General features: G+C 66.1%; 17 protein-coding genes. 5 read left to right on the top strand and 12 right to left on the bottom strand.

The genetic code is table 11. From position 1 onward, the window contains the following. Positions 1 to 54: 54 nt before the first annotated feature. The 4 genes from EDC82_RS10430 (at position 55) to EDC82_RS10415 (ending at position 3272) form a co-directional block, all read left to right on the top strand. Positions 55 to 864 carry an exodeoxyribonuclease III gene (locus tag EDC82_RS10430; RefSeq protein WP_131941455.1) on the top strand — a complete coding sequence of 270 codons (810 nt, stop codon included), beginning with the start codon at positions 55 to 57 and terminating at the stop codon, positions 862 to 864. Position 865: 1 nt separating this feature from the next. Then, positions 866 to 1687: a hypothetical protein gene (locus tag EDC82_RS10425; RefSeq protein ID WP_160126233.1), complete on the top strand. Its 822-nt coding sequence runs from the start codon at positions 866 to 868 to the stop codon at positions 1685 to 1687. A gap of 30 nt (positions 1688 to 1717) precedes the next feature. Then, on the top strand, positions 1718 to 2524 hold the full coding sequence (locus EDC82_RS10420; protein ID WP_131941450.1) for an HAD-IIA family hydrolase: 807 nt from the start codon (positions 1718 to 1720) through the stop codon (positions 2522 to 2524). Between the two features lie 70 nt (positions 2525 to 2594). Then, on the top strand, positions 2595 to 3272 hold the full coding sequence (locus EDC82_RS10415) for a low molecular weight phosphatase family protein (protein ID WP_235006198.1): 678 nt from the start codon (positions 2595 to 2597) through the stop codon (positions 3270 to 3272). Positions 3273 to 3336: 64 nt separating this feature from the next. On the opposite strand, the gene EDC82_RS15145 is transcribed toward EDC82_RS10415, so the two are convergent. From EDC82_RS15145 to EDC82_RS10405, 3 genes are read right to left on the bottom strand one after another with little or no spacing between them, the layout of a single operon-like run. Continuing rightward, positions 3337 to 3462 (bottom strand): hypothetical protein, encoded by a 126-nt coding sequence (locus EDC82_RS15145; protein WP_255569620.1) that lies wholly within the window; start codon positions 3460 to 3462, stop codon positions 3337 to 3339. After that, the gene (locus tag EDC82_RS10410) at positions 3459 to 4001 is read right to left on the bottom strand and encodes a DUF4276 family protein (protein ID WP_131941444.1); all 543 of its coding nucleotides are present in this window, start codon (positions 3999 to 4001) and stop codon (positions 3459 to 3461) included. Before EDC82_RS10410 ends, EDC82_RS15145 begins: the two co-directional genes overlap by 4 nt. Continuing rightward, positions 3998 to 4249: a hypothetical protein gene (locus tag EDC82_RS10405; protein ID WP_131941442.1), complete on the bottom strand. Its 252-nt coding sequence runs from the start codon at positions 4247 to 4249 to the stop codon at positions 3998 to 4000. Before EDC82_RS10405 ends, EDC82_RS10410 begins: the two co-directional genes overlap by 4 nt. Positions 4250 to 4447: 198 nt before the next feature. Here EDC82_RS10405 and wecB (EDC82_RS10400) point away from each other — a divergent pair, with 198 nt between their 5' ends. After that, complete coding sequence (gene wecB, locus EDC82_RS10400; RefSeq protein WP_200829326.1) at positions 4448 to 5578, top strand: non-hydrolyzing UDP-N-acetylglucosamine 2-epimerase; 1131 nt, start codon at positions 4448 to 4450, stop codon at positions 5576 to 5578. Between the two features lie 8 nt (positions 5579 to 5586). Here the strand turns inward: wecB (EDC82_RS10400) and wecC are convergent, their stop codons facing one another. The 9 genes from wecC to EDC82_RS10355 all read right to left on the bottom strand — a co-directional run bounded on the left by wecC (position 5587) and on the right by EDC82_RS10355 (position 16777). Continuing rightward, positions 5587 to 6819 carry a UDP-N-acetyl-D-mannosamine dehydrogenase gene (wecC, locus tag EDC82_RS10395; protein ID WP_200829296.1) on the bottom strand — a complete coding sequence of 411 codons (1233 nt, stop codon included), beginning with the start codon at positions 6817 to 6819 and terminating at the stop codon, positions 5587 to 5589. After that, a complete protein-coding gene (locus tag EDC82_RS10390; protein ID WP_160126232.1) occupies positions 6816 to 7889 on the bottom strand; it encodes a glycosyltransferase in 1074 nt (357 codons plus the stop codon). Before EDC82_RS10390 ends, wecC begins: the two co-directional genes overlap by 4 nt. Then, the gene (locus EDC82_RS14575) at positions 7864 to 10731 is read right to left on the bottom strand and encodes a hypothetical protein (protein ID WP_160126231.1); all 2868 of its coding nucleotides are present in this window, start codon (positions 10729 to 10731) and stop codon (positions 7864 to 7866) included. The genes EDC82_RS10390 and EDC82_RS14575 overlap by 26 nt, the downstream gene beginning before the upstream one ends. 68 nt (positions 10732 to 10799) lie before the next feature. After that, positions 10800 to 11354 (bottom strand): acyltransferase, encoded by a 555-nt coding sequence (locus EDC82_RS10380; protein ID WP_131941430.1) that lies wholly within the window; start codon positions 11352 to 11354, stop codon positions 10800 to 10802. Next, a complete protein-coding gene (gene wecB / locus EDC82_RS10375) occupies positions 11351 to 12496 on the bottom strand; it encodes a non-hydrolyzing UDP-N-acetylglucosamine 2-epimerase (protein WP_131941428.1) in 1146 nt (381 codons plus the stop codon). The genes EDC82_RS10380 and wecB (EDC82_RS10375) overlap by 4 nt, the downstream gene beginning before the upstream one ends. 3 nt (positions 12497 to 12499) lie before the next feature. Then, positions 12500 to 13612 (bottom strand): NAD-dependent epimerase/dehydratase family protein, encoded by a 1113-nt coding sequence (locus tag EDC82_RS10370; RefSeq protein WP_131941425.1) that lies wholly within the window; start codon positions 13610 to 13612, stop codon positions 12500 to 12502. Next, positions 13609 to 14634 carry a polysaccharide biosynthesis protein gene (locus EDC82_RS10365; RefSeq protein ID WP_131941422.1) on the bottom strand — a complete coding sequence of 342 codons (1026 nt, stop codon included), beginning with the start codon at positions 14632 to 14634 and terminating at the stop codon, positions 13609 to 13611. The genes EDC82_RS10370 and EDC82_RS10365 overlap by 4 nt, the downstream gene beginning before the upstream one ends. Then, positions 14631 to 15548, bottom strand: coding sequence for an NAD(P)-dependent oxidoreductase (locus EDC82_RS15290; protein WP_131941420.1), 918 nt, complete (start codon positions 15546 to 15548; stop codon positions 14631 to 14633). The genes EDC82_RS10365 and EDC82_RS15290 overlap by 4 nt, the downstream gene beginning before the upstream one ends. Next, positions 15545 to 16777: a glycosyltransferase family 4 protein gene (locus EDC82_RS10355; RefSeq protein ID WP_235006297.1), complete on the bottom strand. Its 1233-nt coding sequence runs from the start codon at positions 16775 to 16777 to the stop codon at positions 15545 to 15547. Before EDC82_RS10355 ends, EDC82_RS15290 begins: the two co-directional genes overlap by 4 nt. Positions 16778 to 16780 lie beyond the last annotated feature (3 nt).

The raw sequence follows: 16780 nt of genomic DNA, 5'->3' as shown, positions 1-16780 counted from the left end.
GCGGTTGCGGTCGGTGGGTTCGACACGATCATCCGGCCTTGAAACGATGAGCCCATGCGAGTGATCACGGCGAACGTCAACGGCATCAGGGCGGCGCAGCGTCGCGGGGGTCTGGAGTGGTTGGCGCAGCAGGAGCCGGACGTCGTCGCGATGCAGGAGGTGCGCGCGTCGGCGAAGCAGTTCGCGACCGCACTCGACGGTTCGGCTCTCGCCGAGTTCGAGCTCGCGCACGCCGAGTCGGCCGCTGCGGGCCGTGAGGGCGTCGCCATCCTGACGAAGCATGCGCTCGCGTCGTCGAGCAGCGTCATCGACGGCTTCGACGAGATCGGCCGCTGGGTGGAGGCTGACGTCGTCGTCGACGGGCGCAGCGTCACGATCGCGAGCGTCTACGTGCACACCGGCGAGGCGGGCACCGACAAGCAGAATGCGAAATACGCCTTCCTCGACGCGCTCGAGTCGCGGATGGCGCAGCTCGTCGACCGTCCGGCGCTCGTCATGGGCGATTTCAACGTCGCGCACACGGCGAACGACCTCAAGAACTGGAAGGGAAACCGTGGCAAGGCCGGGTTTCTCGAGGACGAGCAGGCGTACCTGACGCGGCTCACCCAGAACGGCTGGGTCGACGTCGTGCGCGCCAATCACGGCGACGTGCCGGGCCCGTACTCGTGGTGGTCGTGGCGCGGAAAGGCGTTCGACAACGACTCCGGATGGCGCATCGACTACCAGTTCGCGAGCCCGGCGCTCGCCGCCGTCGCACGCGAACCGTGGATCGGGCGCGCCGCAGCCTACGATCAGCGGTGGAGCGACCACGCGGCGGTCGTCGTCGACTACGACCTCGTCGCGCTCGAGACGACGGGGGAGTGACGTGAGCGAACCGCGCGACGCCGCGTCGTCGGGCGAACCGGCCCAGGCTGACGAGGCCGTCGAGCCCGTGACGCCCGGGCAGTGGGGCACGTTCCGCACGCGCGCCGATCAGCGACGGCTCGCGCAGGTGCAGGCCGCGAAGCGCGCGCGTGCGGCAGCGCGAGCCCGCCCGGACGTTTCGCTCAGCCTCGATGCCGGGCCGGCGCCGGTTCGCCCTCAGCAGGCGGGCCCTGAGGTCGACAGCCTGGCCACCGGGGATGATCGCGAGACCTTCACCATCCTCGTCGTGTGCACGGGAAACGTCTGTCGCTCACCGTATTTCGAGCGTGTGCTGGCCGCCGACCTGGCGGGTCTGCCGGTGCGCGTCGAGGGCGCCGGGACGGGCGCGTTGCTCATCGACAGGATGTCGTCGGGATCGCAGGCACTCCTGCGCGAGCGCGGCCTCGACGGCGCGCGCTACCGTCCGCGTCAGGTGACGCCAGCGCTCGTGCGCGAGGCAGACCTCGTGCTGACGGCGTCGCGCGAGCATCGGCGCGTCCTCGTCGAAGAGGCGCCGACGGCGGCGTCGTGCGTCTTCGCGTTGCTCGACTTCGCCGACGTCTGCGCCGCCCCTGTGCCTGGAACCCGAGGCGTCGACGGGCTGCGGGAGTTCGTCGCCAAGTCGCCGGCGGGCAGCGTCGAGCGTCACAGCGCTCGTTCGGATGCCAAGGCGGAGATTCTCGACCCGTTCCGTCAGGGCCCGGAGCTCTTTGCGAGGATGGCGGCGCAGGCCGATCCGGCGCTTGCGACGGTGGCGGCGGCCGTTCGTCGCATCATGGGTTGAACGATTCGGCACGACAGTGAGGATGAGCGGATGAGTAACCACCACGCAGTGGAGTGCTGGCTGACGGACATGGATGGCGTTCTCGTGCATGAGGAGCGCGCCATTCCGGGGGCGGCGGAGTTCCTCCAGGCACTGCAGGAGACCGGCCGACGCTTCCTCGTCCTGACGAACAACTCGATCTACACCCCGCGTGACCTCCGCGCCCGCCTGCAGGGCAGCGGCATCGACATCCCCGAAGAGGCCATCTGGACGTCGGCGCTCGCGACAGCGCAGTTCCTCCACGATCAGCGAGAGGGCGGTTCGGCGTACGTCGTCGGTGAGGCAGGGCTGACGACGGCGCTCTACAACATCGGCTACACGATGACGGAGCGCGACCCCGACTACGTCGTGCTGGGGGAGACGCGCACGTATTCGTTCACGGCGATCACGCGTGCGATCCGTCTCATCGAGGGTGGCGCGCGGTTCATCGCGACGAACCCGGACGTCACAGGCCCGAGCACGGAGGGGCCGTTGCCGGCGACGGGGTCGATCGCTGCGCTCATCACGGCGGCGACGGGCGTCAAGCCGTACTACGTCGGCAAGCCGAATCCGCTCATGATGCGCAGCGCCCTCAACCGCATCGACGCGCACTCGGAGTCGACGGTGATGATCGGTGACCGCCTCGACACGGACGTGCGCAGTGGCCTCGAGGCGGGGTTGCGCAGCATCCTCGTGCTGACTGGCTCGACGAAGCCCGACCAGGTCGACCGCTACCCCTTCGTGCCGACGCGCATCTGCGACTCGATCGCCGACGTCGTGCCGCTCGTCCACGAGCTGGCGCCGCACGAGCATGAGTGACTTCGACCCCTGGGCTGACGAACGCGACACGCCGCCGGCCCCGAGCAGTGCGTCCCAACGGTCTGGAACCGTGCCGGCCACGCAGCCCGATTCATGGTGGGGTGACGAGGACGCCAACGCCGCCGGCGCGACGCTGCGGCCCGCGCGCCGCGCGCAGCCGGCACCGGGGGCGCAGCAGGCGCCGCGTGAGCCGAGCATCCTGACTGTGTGCACCGGCAACATCTGTCGCTCTCCGTACATGGAGCGTGTGTTGGCGCACGAATTGGCGCCGCTCGGGGTGCGCGTCAGCAGTGCGGGCACGGGTGCGCTCGTCGGGCAGCCGATCGAGCCAGGCAGTGCGCGGCTGCTGGAGGCGCGGGGTGTCGACACGTCGAACTATGCGGCGCGTCAGCTCACCGAGGAGATGGTGGCCGGAGCCGAACTCGTGCTGACGGCGACGCGCGAGCATCGTCGTCTCGTCGTGCAGGTGGCGCCGTTCGCGTTGCGCCGGGTGTTCGCCGTCCTCGACTTCGCGGATCTGTGCGACGGGCTCGCCTCCGCTGACGTGGCCCGCGCGACGGGCGACAACGTCGTCGCGCAGCTCGTCGCCGCAGCGGGTGCTCGGCGTGCTCAGGTGCCGGCACGTCAGGACGACGCGGCGGACGTCGTCGACCCGTACATGCGTGGTGACGCAGTGTTTCGCCAGATGCAGGCGCAGCTCGACGGGCCGTTGGCGACGATCTCCAGGGTGCCTAGCCCGTCGGTGTGACGCATCACGAGTCATGGGGATGCCTCGTTCACGCACATGCTCCATCGTTTAGGTGCCCAAGCACTCAGGTCGCGTGGTTGTGTGCTGCGGTTACGATTTCTGACAGCCATTGGGCGAAGGTCGGGCAGCGCTCCAGGATGTCGTCGAACGGCGCCTGCTCGAGCAAGCTGATGCCGATCGCCGTCTTCACGTAGGTCGGGACGCCGCGGCGAGACGGTGCGATGGGCTCGTTTCCCTGCTTCCGTTGATGGCTTCGATGCTCCCACCAAAATTGCGGATGACGTCTCGTAGCGCGCCGAGATCGGCATCGGTCAGGCTGGACCGCGTGCCCGCGTCGATGGCGGCGAAGACCAGCGTCTCGAACTCGGGCATGATGACGTGCGGCTGAACGCGGTAGGAGTTCAGATTTTCGCGCATGCGGCCCAGGAAAGCCTCGCGGTATTCCGCGCCGGAGCGTTTGGCGTCGAAGCCGGGTGTGTCACGGGGAACCCCGTAGAAGTCCATGAGGATGCCCACCGCAGCCTTATCGGGCTGGGCGGCTAGTGCGCAGGCCAGGGGCACATACTTGTGCCAGGGCGCGCCGCCCTTGTGGCTGCCCGTCGGCGTCGATTTGGTCTTGGCGATCGCGGGGATCGCGAACATGTCGGGCCGCGAGAGATATGGATTGAGGATCTGCGTGACGAAGGCTTCCTCCGTCTGCCCTTCCACCACCAGCGCGATGTATTTCATGACGCGCTGACGTCGTCGGCCGTCGGGCGGCCGCCGAGGAGGTTCATCTCCCACATCTCGGCTACGGAGTGGGTGTGGAGGGAGTCGTCGAGTTGCCCGCGGTCGGGTCTGGAGACGTGGGTCGACCCGTCGCGGCGTTCAACGACTGCGATCTCCTCGAGGTCGAACTCACCGAGCAGATCCGTGGACTGGGTTGCGAGGATGACGCGGTGGCTGTCGCGTGCTGCGACCCGCAGAAGTTCGCTCAAGAGGTGAATGGCGAACGGTGCAACCCTAGTTCGGGCTCGTCGAGGACGATCGTGGCGGGACGGTTCGGCAGGCGCCCTCGGTGTGCTGAGGCCCAAATCTGTCCCGGGTGAGGGCGTTCTGGGCTGCGCAGGTACGCTTTTCACAAAGTACGACGTGGCGGGCCCCACACGGAGGAGAAATACGTGACTCACAAGATCATGACCGTCTATGGCACAAGACCCGAAGCGATCAAGATGGCCCCATTGGTTCTGGCCCTTCGCGAGGATCAGCGGTTTGATCCGATTGTCGCGGTAACTGGGCAACATCGCGAAATGCTGGACCAGGTCAACAGTCTCTTCGGGATCAGGCCAAACGTGGACATGAACCTCATGGCTCACGGCGCGAGTCTCGAACAAATCACCTCACGTACCCTCGAGGCGGTCGCCAAGTGCATCGCCGAGGAGAATCCGGACGCCGTGGTTGTGCAAGGCGACACGACAAGTGCGCTCGCGGGGGCCCTCGCGGCGTTTTATCATCGTGCTCCCGTGGTACACCTGGAAGCCGGGTTGCGTACCGGAAACATGAGTTCTCCATTCCCCGAAGAAGCGAATCGTCGGCTGGTCGCTCCACTCGCGGCGCTGCACTTGGCTCCGACATCTACTTCTCGCGCCAACCTCCAGCGTGAGGGTATCGCTGCAGAGGACATCGTGGTGACGGGTAACACGGTCATCGACGCGCTCAAGACCACGACCGGCATCGACACAGACTTCACCGATCCGCAGGTGGCGGACGCGTTGAACAGCGGGCGACGGATCTTGCTCGTGACCGCGCATCGCCGCGAGTCATGGGGGAACCGGATGACTGCCGCAATGTCTGCCGTCGCGGACCTGGCAACCGGGAACCCAGACCTGCTAGTGCTTCTCCCTATGCACAAGAATCCAGTCGTGCGAACGGCGATCGAACCCATCCTCTCGGCGGCCAAGAACGTGGTTCTCACCGAGCCGCTGAGCTACCACGAGTTCGCGCACGTGCTCGCGGCAGCCGACATCGTGCTCACCGATTCCGGCGGGGTGCAGGAGGAAGCTCCGTCTCTGGGCAAGCCCGTTCTCGTCATGCGTGACACGACGGAACGCCCCGAGGCTGTGGAGGCCGGGACTGTGCGTTTGGTGGGCACGGACCGTGCACGGATCCATACCGAGGTCCAGCTTCTCCTTGACAACACCGCGGCCTACGATTCGATGGCTACGGCCGTGAACCCCTACGGCGACGGCCACGCAGCGGAACGCTGCGTGGCCGCCATGGCGGAGCTTCTCGGGGTGGGTCGGAGGGTGGCCGAGTTCACTCCCTGATTACCTGATTACTCTCGCCAGATTCCCCGTGTGTCGACATGGGGGATCTGGCGGATCTCGTTGTTGCTGATGGCCTTGAACCGGTCGTGATCGACAAGCAGCACAACGGCGTCTGCTGATGCTAGGGCAACATCGAGGCTCTCGAGTCGGACGTTTTCCAACGTCTCGAGGGCCGCAGGCAGGTGCTCGACGTGGGGCTCCACGGCAAGAAGCTGCCACGTCGGGTCTGCCTTGCTCAGCCGCGAGACCACGGTGACAGCCGGGCTTTCGCGTAGGTCGTCTATGTTGGCCTTGAATGCGAGCCCGAGGCAGGCGATGGTCGCACCGGGCGGCGCGATGCGCGCAACATCGGCGACAACGGTGTCGGGGCGGGCGTCGTTGGTCTCTCGGGCCGTGCGAATGAGGTTCGCCTGGTCGGGCGCAGCATGCACGATGAACCACGGGTCGACCGCGATGCAGTGACCGCCCACTCCGGGGCCGGGGTTGAGGATGCTCACGCGAGGGTGGCGGTTCGCGAGGCGGATGACCTCCCACACGTCGACCTCGATGTGGCGGCAGATCTCTGCCAACTCGTTTGCAAAGGCAATGTTCACGTCGCGGAATGCGTTCTCGGTGAGCTTGGCCATCTCCGCGGAGGTCGCGTCTGTCAAGAGGATCTCGCCCTCGCAGAAGATTCGGTAGATCTCGGCGGCCTTCTGGGCGCAACGAGGTGAAATACCACCGACGACGCGGTCATTGCTGACCATCTCGATCATGATGCGACCGGGCAGGACTCGCTCGGGGCAGTGCGCGACGAAAACGTCCGGCGACTCGTGGTCGTGGGGGAACGTGAGGTCCGGGCGCGCCTGGGCCAGCCACTCGGAAATCTTGCGAGTCGTGCCGGCGGGGCTCGTGGACTCCAGGATCACGATGTTTCCAGGCTGGAGCACAGGTGCAATGGAGGACACCGCCGACTCGATATACGACAGGTCAGGCTCGTGGTCGCCCTTGAAAGGGGTGGGCACAGCGATGAGAAATGCGTCGGCCCTTTCCACCTGGGTGGAAGCAGTGAGCATGCCGTCTGCCACGGCCTTCTCGACGGCAGAGTCGAGGTCCGGCTCTACGATCGGCACACGGCCGGCGTTGATCTCGTCGACGAAGTGGGTATTGAGGTCGACGCCGAGCACGCGAGCGCCCCGAGAGGCCAAGGCGGCACTTGTGGGCAACCCGATGTAGCCAAGGCCGATAACACTGATCTTCACTTCGTTTCCATTTCGTCGTCGGTGAGGTGAGAAGAACCCAGGACCCACGCCACGACGGGCGCGGATTCCGTTTCCCACGAGAAAGCGCGGGATGTTTCGTGAACCGCCACAGCAAGCCCCGGCAACTGGGCGCGGCGCGCATAGATGTCGAGCAGTGCATTGGTCAAGCCCTCCGAAGTCACGTCGGTCACCCACCCGAGACGGTGTTCACGAACGAACCGGCGGTTCTCAGAAAGGTTCCCGGCGAGGACCGGTCGGCCACTCACGACCGACTCGAAAATCTTGTTCGACAGGGAGTCGTTGGCCGCATCGACGGCCTCGTACAGCGCGGTGCCCACGTGAACGCGGTGATACGCCGCAGGAACCTCCTCCGGAGCGCAAGGCCCGTGGAAGACGATGGCATCGGAATGGCGGCACGAAGCTGCGAGATTTTTCAGTGCGGTCACGTACTCGGCGCCTCCACGGCCCGTTACTTCAAGAACCACCTGAGCGCCGGCCGCCTGAGCTGCATCGGTCGCCTTGATGAGCAGCTCGATTCCGCGGCCCTCGTAGAGGCTGCCCACGCACGCGACGCGCACAACGTCCTCGTCCGGGGTCGGCACAAAGTCACTCCGAAAGGCGGCCGCGGGCGCGTTGCGCGCCACCAACGTCTCAAGCCCGAGTGCGCGGAAGTCGTCGGCGTGACCGTCGCACACTGCCACGACTGCGAGATCCCTGATCCCAGACAACCGCCTCAGCACGGCCGGTTCAACGCGAGAGAACGCCGTGCCCAACGAGCCCTTGGTGTTGATCCCTCCCGGGCGCTCGCGCCCGTTGAGGAGGACCTTGGAACCATGGCGTTTGTGGTGGGCGAGACCAATCCAAAAGAGGGACATGTGGCCAACGACGATGGCGTCGGCTGGCGTGCGGATGGCCCGCCAGGCGAGCGTGGCTATAGCCTTGGGATACGTCCTGACAAGGTTAATGATCGCGGTTCGCGTCGAGGCGCCCTGTGCGGGCGTGGGGGTCGCGATTTTGCGCACCGCGACTCCGTCGACGACCGCGTCATTTTGACTCCCGGCGATGCCCACGCGTCCGACCTGAGACAGTGTGATCGCCTCGCAGATGGCGCCGGCGGCCGCCAGACGCTCTCCGAGCTTTCGCGTCCTTGTCGAGTGCTCGTAAGGCAACAGATCGATTAACAGGGTCTTCATCGTGGTTCTCCATGGGTTTCGTGGTGCCGATGAATCCGGCGATGCGCGCAAGGAGGGCGAAGAACGCGCAGGCGAGGGCGTGAAGCGTGAGCATTCGTAGGAACGAGTCACTTCCGGATTTGACGAGCACGATGGTGTCGGTAGTGAGCATGATTCCGGCGAGTCGCGTGAATGCCGAGGAGGATTGCCACACGCGCTTGCCTGCCCACGCGAGAACGAATGCGGCGGCGGCCAAGTAGGGGATGGCTCCGAGCTTTCCGAACAGATATGGCCCTTCAGCGAGAAGGGAAGGCGGGACACCTGTACCGTCGGCCCAGCGGTCGGGGAAGTACTCCTGAGAGAACGCGATGGAGAGACCATCCGGTTTTCCGGGCCAAATAAACCGGGGCACGAGAGTGAACGGGCCACCCAAGAACTGCAAGATCCCGTTCGCGAATAACGGTTCTCCATGCGCGATGACCGCCCCGAGGGTGCGTAACACGTCGAGCCCACCGAAGACGAAGGGGTCAATGACGGACTTCAAGACGTCGCGTAGGCCCTCGCCTCCGAAGACGGAGCTGCCTGTCGCGCCCTTGCTCGTCTGCCGGACGGCCACTGCGTACCACACGCTAAATGGGACAGCCAGGGCCCCGAGCAGACCGAAAGACGCCAGTGAGATCGGGCGGTGGTGAGCTCGTGCGACGAGCAACGCCAGCAGGAACGCGATGAGCGGGAAGCGGGACCCGCTGACAAAGAGGTAGAGGATGAATTCGAGGGCACACCCCAGCGCCAAGAGCTTTTGAAAGGGCGTGACCCGCTCGCACATCATCGCAAAGAGGGCAGCGGCGCCCGGCACTGCGGCTACACCGTTGAGGAGGCCGAGGCCGGCCAGCGCGTCCCGGCGCGTCCCCAACGAGGACAGGAGAGCGCCAAAGCCTCCGACGGCCAGGTATAGGACCGCCATGGCCACGAGTCCAGCGGCGAACGCAATAAGGAGCGGCACGGTCAGCGCCGAGGGTGAAGGGGCTCGGAAAGTGATCCGTGCTGGCTTGCGGCCAGCCATTGCTGCAGCGCTGACCGCGGTCATGACAGCAAGGAGACCGATAGCGATCCAGATGACGTCGTCGGGCTGGGCGTTGAAGTCGTCCCATGGCGTTGCCAGTCCCACGCGCCACAACACGGGGACGACGAGCACGGAGACCCACAGGTACACCATTGCCATTCCCGACGGGCTGAGCCAGAAGCTCTCGGGCCAGCGTCCGGCAAGGGAACGCAGCGCGAGGAACACCCAGGGGATGGTTAGGACGCACAAGATCCACGCTGTGGAATCGGGTGTGCTGCTCGCCTCACGCGGCGTTGTGAGAACGAGGACAGTTGTCCCGACGACAGTCAAGACCGACGCAAAGATCGTTCGGATGACGGCCGGGTCAGGCGTTGTCCCGGTTGCCCCGTGACGACGCCGTCTTGGTGTGGACGCACGGGACGGGCAAGAAGTCGTGGGCGTGGGGCGGCGTCTGATAGGCGCGGAGTATGGCGCGACGATATGGGCGACAGGCGTCTCGTGAGGCGGGAAGACGCTCGACGGCCTCGTTGCGCCCCCAGCGACGGCGGCCTGGCCGATCGACTGTGCCGCGAACCAGGTCGCGACGGCAAAGCGGAAGGCTGTGGCGCTGAGAATGGCAACCGAACCGAGCAGAACCGGGTCATCTATCGGCAAGACCAAGAGCAGGACGGCCAGGAGTGGGATGGCCAGAAGGCCAAGGAACGCCGACCGCAAGATCGTTCGGCTCGTTCCTGTGGAGCCCAGCACGGCACTAGGGACGACATACGCGAGGCGGAGGGCGCCGGTCAGCGCCAGGAGGTAAACAGCCAGGGGGTTCGGCTGGGTTCGCACGAACATCGTGCCCGACCAGTGGAGGAGCGATCCAAGTATGACGGCCAGGACGATCGAGACGACGCCGGCCGCCGCGAGCATGCGGAGGAAGCGAGCCCTCGTCATAGAGGACGCTCGGCGGACGAGCTCGGGCAGCGCGACGAACCCGAGCACCGAGGCCAAGGTGATGGCCGGGTACACGGTCACGAGCTTGTTCGCCGCATAGGCACCGCCTGCCGCCAGGGTGTAAAACCTGTGTGACAGGAGCGCCTGATCGGCCCAGTCCAGAGCAGCGAAGGTGAGCATCGAGACACCGAAGCCGACACCGACGCGATGAAGCTCCCGGTCGCGGCGCGCCCCGGTGTTGGCCGTGCGCGCGAGCACCGGTAGCGCGACGATGCCACAGGTCACCGAAGAGGCCAGAAGCGCTCCGTTGGCGACGGACGTGGACACTGAACCCATGAGCACGACAACGACGAGGGAGAACGCCGTGAGAAGGCGGTATCCCTGTTGCAGCATCGCAGCGGCTACATACGACCCGTGGGCGCGCAGCACAGCAGCTGCCAGCTCGGTCGATACGACGAAGAGAGGCGCCAGTGCAGCGGCGACGATCGTAATGGCCGAGACGTGGTAGACCGTCGCGACCACGGCGGCGCCGACGGCGCCGATGGCGGCTGCAGCGGCGAACGACCGGCGCACGTAAGGACGGAACAACCCGTCGTCGCCGGTCTCGATTGTTCGCCGCATAAGGGCCTGGTCAATTCCCATGAGGGCGAGGGCAACGACCAGAGGCACGAGTTGCCTGACGATCTGGTACTCACCAAACGTCGTCTCATTCTGAGATCGGCTCAGAAGCAGCTCGGCCAAGAACAGGCCACCTACGGCAACTGCGTAGGCGAGCCCAGCACGGACGGCAGATGATCGCGCGCTCAGGGTCACTGCTGCTCTCGTGCACTCGTGCGGTGACGTCGAACTCTCGCCGGGGCACCCATAGCGAGCGCCATTCGCTCGATCGGCTTCGTCACGAGCGAACAGGCGCCCACGACCGCGCCTTCGCCGATTGTTTGCGTCGCACCGAGCACAGTGCTTCGAGCACCGATCCATGCGCCGCGTCCGATGACGAGTGGACGGGCGACCTTGCCCTGGTCGCGCCAATGGGTGTCGGCATCCTGGAAGTTGTGGTCGTGGCTGAGAAGCAGAGAATCCTCGGAGACGGTGACTCCGTCCTCAATTGTGATGCCTCCCGAGATGTCGAGGATGCAACGCGGCCCAATCTCTACGTCTCGCCCGAGGACTAGTCGTCCACCAAGCTCCGGGTGAGAGCGGTCGAGTCGCACGTTGCTCGACATGCGAAGCCCCGGTGCTTCGAGCAGCCTTTCCAGGCCTTTGCGGCGCATTGTGCGCCATACAGGAATGTCGTTGGTCGACGCGGCGAGGAGGCGTGCCACCCGCAGGCGCGTGAGGAAGGAGTTCAAATCTTTGTCGGTCATCGCGATCCTCCTGGTCGGATTCCCGCCCACTGGTGGTGGCGGTGTGCGGTGGAGAGGATGAAGTTCACCGCTCGTTGGCTGCAGTTGTCGATGAGGTAGTCCTCCGGGGTGATGTTGCTGACGCCGTCGCGCTCGTAGCCTGATTCCATGGCGATGCGCACGGCCGTCACCATGTCGTCGGCGTGCAGGCCGGTCATGATGATGGCGCCCGTGTCAAGCGCTTCGGGGCGTTCGATCGAGTCGCGCAGCGTGACGGCGGGGAAACCCATGAGGGAACTCTCCTCGGCGATCGTGCCCGAATCCGACAACACGCACGCGGCGGAGAGCTGCAGCTTGTTGTAGTCGTGGAAGCCCAGCGGCTCGCTGAACGTGATGCCCTCCGGCTCCGTCCACCCCGGCAACGCTTCGAGACGCTTGCGCGTGCGCGGGTGCGTCGAGACGAACACCGGCATGTCGAAGGCGTCGTGGACGGCGATCAGTCCGTCGAGCAGGGCGCGCAGTCGCTCGGGATTGTCGACGTTCTCCTCGCGGTGCGCGCTGACGAGGAAGTACTTACCCTCCTCGAGCCCGCGCAGAGCGAGAATGTCGGAGGTCTTGATCTGCTCGGTGTACGCCTCGACGACCTCACGGATGGGCGAGCCCGTCTTGATGATGCGGCGCGGGTGCAGGCCTTCGGCGAGAAGGTTGCGGCGGGCGTGCTCGGTGTAGACAAGATTGAAGTCGGCGACGTGATCGACGAGGCGTCGGTTCGTCTCTTCCGGCACGTTCTCGTCGAAGCAACGGTTGCCAGCCTCCATGTGGTACGTCGGGATGCGCAGGCGCTTGGCCATGACGGCGGCGATGCACGAGTTCGTGTCACCGAGCACGAGGACGGCGTCGGGCTGCTCGGCGCGCATCACCTCCTCGCTCTTGATGAGCGTGCCACCGAGCACGGCACCGAGGCTCGAGGTATGGACGGCGAGGAAGTGATCGGGCTTGCGCACGCCGAGGTCGTCGAAGAAGACCCCGTTCAGCTCGTAGTCGTAGTTCTGTCCTGTGTGCACGATGACGTGCTCGACGCCCGGCGTGTTGTCCAGCCGGTTCATCACGCGCGCGAGCCGGATGATCTCCGGGCGCGTGCCGACGATGGTCATGACCTTCATCGTTCAGGCCTCCTTGCTCTCGGCGCGTCGCACCGGTTCCCAGTACGTGTCGGGAGCAGCCGGGTTGAACAGCTGGTCGGCCCAGAACATCGTGATGACGTCCTCATCCCCGGTGTTCGTGATGTTGTGCACCCACAGCGTCGGCATGTCGATGACGGCCGGCTTCGTGCCGTCGACGTCGAAGTCGACGACCTCGTCGGTCAGCACCCTACGCAGCGAGATGCGCGCCTTGCCGCTGATGACGACGAAACGCTCGATCTTGCTCAGGTGGTAGTGCTCGCCGCGTGTCTTGCCCGGCTTCGTGTACGACACGAACGACTGGCCGCCGCTGCCATGAGCGCGCACCGTCTCGATCAGTTCACCGCGCTGGTCGGCGTTGACCATGAGTGAGAACGGGTACTTGTTCGGGAACGTCGCGGCCCGGTAGGTGTTGAACAGGTTCGTGTGGAAACGCGTCGGCAGCTTCGGGATCTCGCCGCGGCCGTAGACGTCGTGGAACTGCTCGAGCAACGACAGCACCTCGGGCACACGCGTGTCGTGGCCATGCGGACGGATGAGGCGGTCGCGCGAAGACAGGGCCTCGATGAGCGAGGCCGCGGCATCCTGCACATGCAGCAGCTCGACGGGGTTGTCGTTGACCGTCGGGGTCTCGCCCTCGACCAGCTTGTCGATGAACGTCGCGACGAACGTGTTGTAGTACGGGCGAGCGTGCTCACCGAAGATGTTGGGCAGGCGTACCTCGACGTAGGCGGCGCCGCTCGCGGTAGCGGCGTCGGCGAGGATCTCGCCCGCGCGCTCCTTGCCGCGGCCGTAGGGAGAGCCGTTGCCGACCTGCGTGGAACTCGAGTAGACGATGCGCACAGGCTTGTCGGCTGCGCGCACGGCGTCGGCGACGTCCTGTGCGAGGTCGACGTTGCCTTGCTCGACGGCAGCGTCCGTCTCCGCACGGTTGATGCCGGCCAGATGCATGACGGCGTCGGCGTCCGCGACGTGCGCCTGAAGTTCGTCCCAGTTCTCGCGGCCGATGGCGACGACGTCATGGTCGGTCAGCGTGTGCAGTCGTGCGCGCGTGTGCCAGCCGAGAAAGCCGTGCGCTCCGGTGATGACGATCTTCATGCGCGGGCCTCAACTATCTGTTGGATCTCGGGCAGGGTCATGAGCAGGTCGACGGCGCCGTCGACGTCGAGCTGCTCGGTGTTGGCGGAGGTGTAGTCCGTCGCGTCCTTGAGTTCGGCCTCGCCCTCGGACGTAAACAGTTCGTACTCGAGGGAGCGAGCGTCGAGTGGCACACGGTAGTAGTCACCCTGGTCGGTGGCCTTCACCATCTCCTCGCTCGACAGGAGCGTCTCGTGCATCTTCTCACCGTGGCGCGCACCGATGACCTTGATCTGCGGGTCGTCGACGCCGAGCACCTTGGCCGTCGCCCGCGCGAGCGTCTCTACGGTGCATCCGGGGGCCTTGCGGACGAACAGGTCGCCGCGCTCGGCGTTCTCAAACGCGTGGAGCACGAGCGAGACCGAGTCGTCGAGTGACATGAGGAAGCGGGTCATGCTTGGCTCGGTGAGGGTGAGCGGCTTGCCGTCCATGATCTGCTTGACGAACAGGGGGATCACCGAGCCGCGGCTGTACATGACGTTGCCGTAGCGCGTCGTCGACACGACACTGGGGGAGCCGGGGTTGTTGCGAGCGAACGCCTGCGCGCTCTTCTCCATGAGGGCCTTCGTCATGCCCATCGCGTTGACGGGGTAGACCGCCTTGTCGGTCGACAGGCACACGACGGAACGAACCCCGGCGCGGCTGGCTGCGCGCAGCACGTTGTTGCTGCCGTCGATGTTGGTGCGCACCGCCTGGTCGGGGAAGAACTCGCAGCTCGGCACCTGCTTGAGGGCTGCCGCGTGGAAGACGTAGTCGGCGCCGACGAAAGCGTCCTCGACAGAGTGTGCGTCACGCACGTCGCCGAGGAACAGCTTGAGCCGCGCATCGTTGAAGCGCTTGCGCATCTCATCCTGCTTCGCCTCGTCGCGAGACAGGACGTGCACCTGCGCGACATCCTGCGTGAGGAGGTGGCGCACCATCGTCGAACCGAACGACCCGGTGCCGCCAGTGATGGCGATGGTCTTGCCGGTGAGGTCAGTCATGCGTGTTCTCCTTCGCGGACGGCACGTCCGAGGGTCATCCAATGATCGAGGGGGGCGACAGGTCTCCAGCCCGCTGCGGTGAGCCACGAGGGTGCTTGTGCCTGCCCGAACCAGAGCATCTCGAGGCGCCTAGCCTGACCGGCCAGTCCCGGCCGCACCCGATTAGCGCGCTTGCCTGCCGAGACCAGGCCCCGCGCGAGCGGGGTCGGCAGGCGACGGGGTGGTCGCCCGCCGAGAGCTTCGAGAAGACCCGAAGTGGTCAGGCCTTCCGAGGGGTGGTGGACGATGGCCGGGGGCAACGTCTCACACGTCGCGAGAAACGCGATGGCATCGGCGACGTTCTCGAGTAGAGCCTGCGCCGTGGGGCGATTCCCGGCCCCCGCGACACTTGAAGCGGGTGAGGCCGCGAGCGAGACGAGTCGCCCGGTCACGCGGCGAGAGGGGTGGTGAACGCCCGGCGGGCGGTACACGACCGCCTCGAGCCCCTCGCGGCGGGCGGTGAGCACTCGCCGCTCACCGTCGGCCTTGCTGCGGGAGTACGGCGAGAACGGGTGCGTTGCCTCTGACGAATCGAGCAGGTCGGCGTTCCCCTGAACTGCCGCACTGCTCACGTGGACGAACCTCGCGGCATGGCGTCGCGACGCCCGCGCGACTGCCGCAGGCAACACACCGTTCGCCGTAGCCATGGCGGCGTCATCCCCCGTCGCCTCCGCGATTCCAGCAGCGTTCACGACGGCGTCGACTCCAGCGAATGACGGGGCTAGCTCGTCGGCGGCCCGTTGCTCCTCGGCATCAGAGGCGGCTGTGAGGCGCGGTGCACGCACCGGCACGACCTCATGGCCCCGCCGCGTCAAGGCCTCGACAACAGCCGATCCGACGAAGCCGCTCGCACCGACGACGGCCACCCGGCTCATCGTGCCCCCTCCGCGACGGAGAGGAGCAGTTCGCTCAGCCGATCACCGATGACCTGCTCGCTGTAGTTGGCCAGGTAGTAGTCACGCGCGAGGCGGCCGAGCGCCGAGCGCTCCTCAGTAGAGCTGGAGGCCATGGCGCCCACAGCGTCCGCGAGTTCATCGGGGCTTTCGGGCGTGACCGCGATGCCGCCGGCGGCTTCGATGAGAGCTCCGCCATCGCCGGCAACCGCGGCGATCGTCGGACGACCGCAGGCGAGATTGGCCTGCAGCTTGCTCGGCAGGGTCGCACGGTACAGCGGCACGTCCTTGAGCGTGACCAGCTGGACGTCTCCCAGTGCGAGTACTTGCGCCATCCGCGAGAACGGCTGAGCACCCGAGAAGACGACATTGGTGAGGCCCTCGTCCTGGACGAGGCGGCGGAGGCGCCCCTCCGCCACGCCGGCGCCGACGAACGCGAAGGTGATGTCGGAGTGATTGCGCAGCAGTGCGGCCGCCCCGATCACGGTTTCGAGTGACTGCTGTTCACCGAGATTTCCCGCGTACATGGCGACGAAACCGCTCGAAGGCAGGCCGAGCTCATCCCGCAGACTGGCGTCTACCGGGACAGGGTGAAAACTTCGTTCCTCGGCCCAGTTGGGCACGAAGTGGATCTTGCCGCGCGGCACACCACGCTCGACGAGAAGGTCGGCCATCCCGGGCGATGTGACGGCGACCCGGGAAGCGAAGCGGTAGACCGTGTTGCAGGCTCGGTGCAGGACCTTTTCCATCGTCCCGACCCGCTCGGCGTCGTTCACGAATCCCGACGAGGTGACGGTGTCGGGCCACAGATCCTGGATCTGGACGAGGTAGGGCTTCCGTTCCACGAGCCGTAGCAGCACACCGGCGGCGCCGACCGTCGCCGGTGTCGAATAGACGAAGACGACGTCGACATCGCGCAGGACCGCCAACGCACCGATCGACCCTGTCGTGGCGAACGAGAGATAGTTCGCCATGCGATGGGCAGCACGATCGTCGTGGCTGGGATAGGCAGGGAAACGATGGACGGTGACGCCGTCCATGCATTCACGCTGGTACGGGCGGATGCGGTACCCGTCGAACACCTTCCCGGCGGGGTAGATGGGGTACCCCGTGACGACGTGAACGTCGTGCCCACGATCACGCAGGGCTCGCGCGATCGTGCCCGGCCCGGCAGCTGCACCGCCCTCCGGGTCATACCAGTGGCTGATCATTCC

The sequence above is a fragment of the Dermacoccus sp. SAI-028 genome (assembly GCF_004346775.1).
Classification (GTDB): domain Bacteria; phylum Actinomycetota; class Actinomycetes; order Actinomycetales; family Dermatophilaceae; genus Dermacoccus; species Dermacoccus nishinomiyaensis.
This window is presented reverse-complemented; position numbering and strand designations above follow the sequence as displayed.

Excerpts from the sequence above, each read along its gene's own strand:
- EDC82_RS10430 (WP_131941455.1), top strand. The coding sequence starts at position 55 with ATGCGAGTGATCACGGCGAACGTCAACGGCATCAGGGCGGCGCAGCGT.
- EDC82_RS10355 (WP_235006297.1), bottom strand. The coding sequence starts at position 16,777 with ATGATCAGCCACTGGTATGACCCGGAGGGCGGTGCAGCTGCCGGGCCG.
- EDC82_RS10365 (WP_131941422.1), bottom strand. The coding sequence starts at position 14,634 with ATGACTGACCTCACCGGCAAGACCATCGCCATCACTGGCGGCACCGGG.
- EDC82_RS10420 (WP_131941450.1), top strand. The coding sequence starts at position 1,718 with ATGAGTAACCACCACGCAGTGGAGTGCTGGCTGACGGACATGGATGGC.
- EDC82_RS15290 (WP_131941420.1), bottom strand. The coding sequence starts at position 15,548 with ATGAGCCGGGTGGCCGTCGTCGGTGCGAGCGGCTTCGTCGGATCGGCT.
- wecB (WP_131941428.1), bottom strand. The coding sequence starts at position 12,496 with ATGAAGGTCATGACCATCGTCGGCACGCGCCCGGAGATCATCCGGCTC.
- EDC82_RS10410 (WP_131941444.1), bottom strand. The coding sequence starts at position 4,001 with ATGAAATACATCGCGCTGGTGGTGGAAGGGCAGACGGAGGAAGCCTTC.
- wecB (WP_200829326.1), top strand. The coding sequence starts at position 4,448 with ATGACCGTCTATGGCACAAGACCCGAAGCGATCAAGATGGCCCCATTG.
- EDC82_RS10380 (WP_131941430.1), bottom strand. The coding sequence starts at position 11,354 with ATGACCGACAAAGATTTGAACTCCTTCCTCACGCGCCTGCGGGTGGCA.
- EDC82_RS10370 (WP_131941425.1), bottom strand. The coding sequence starts at position 13,612 with ATGAAGATCGTCATCACCGGAGCGCACGGCTTTCTCGGCTGGCACACG.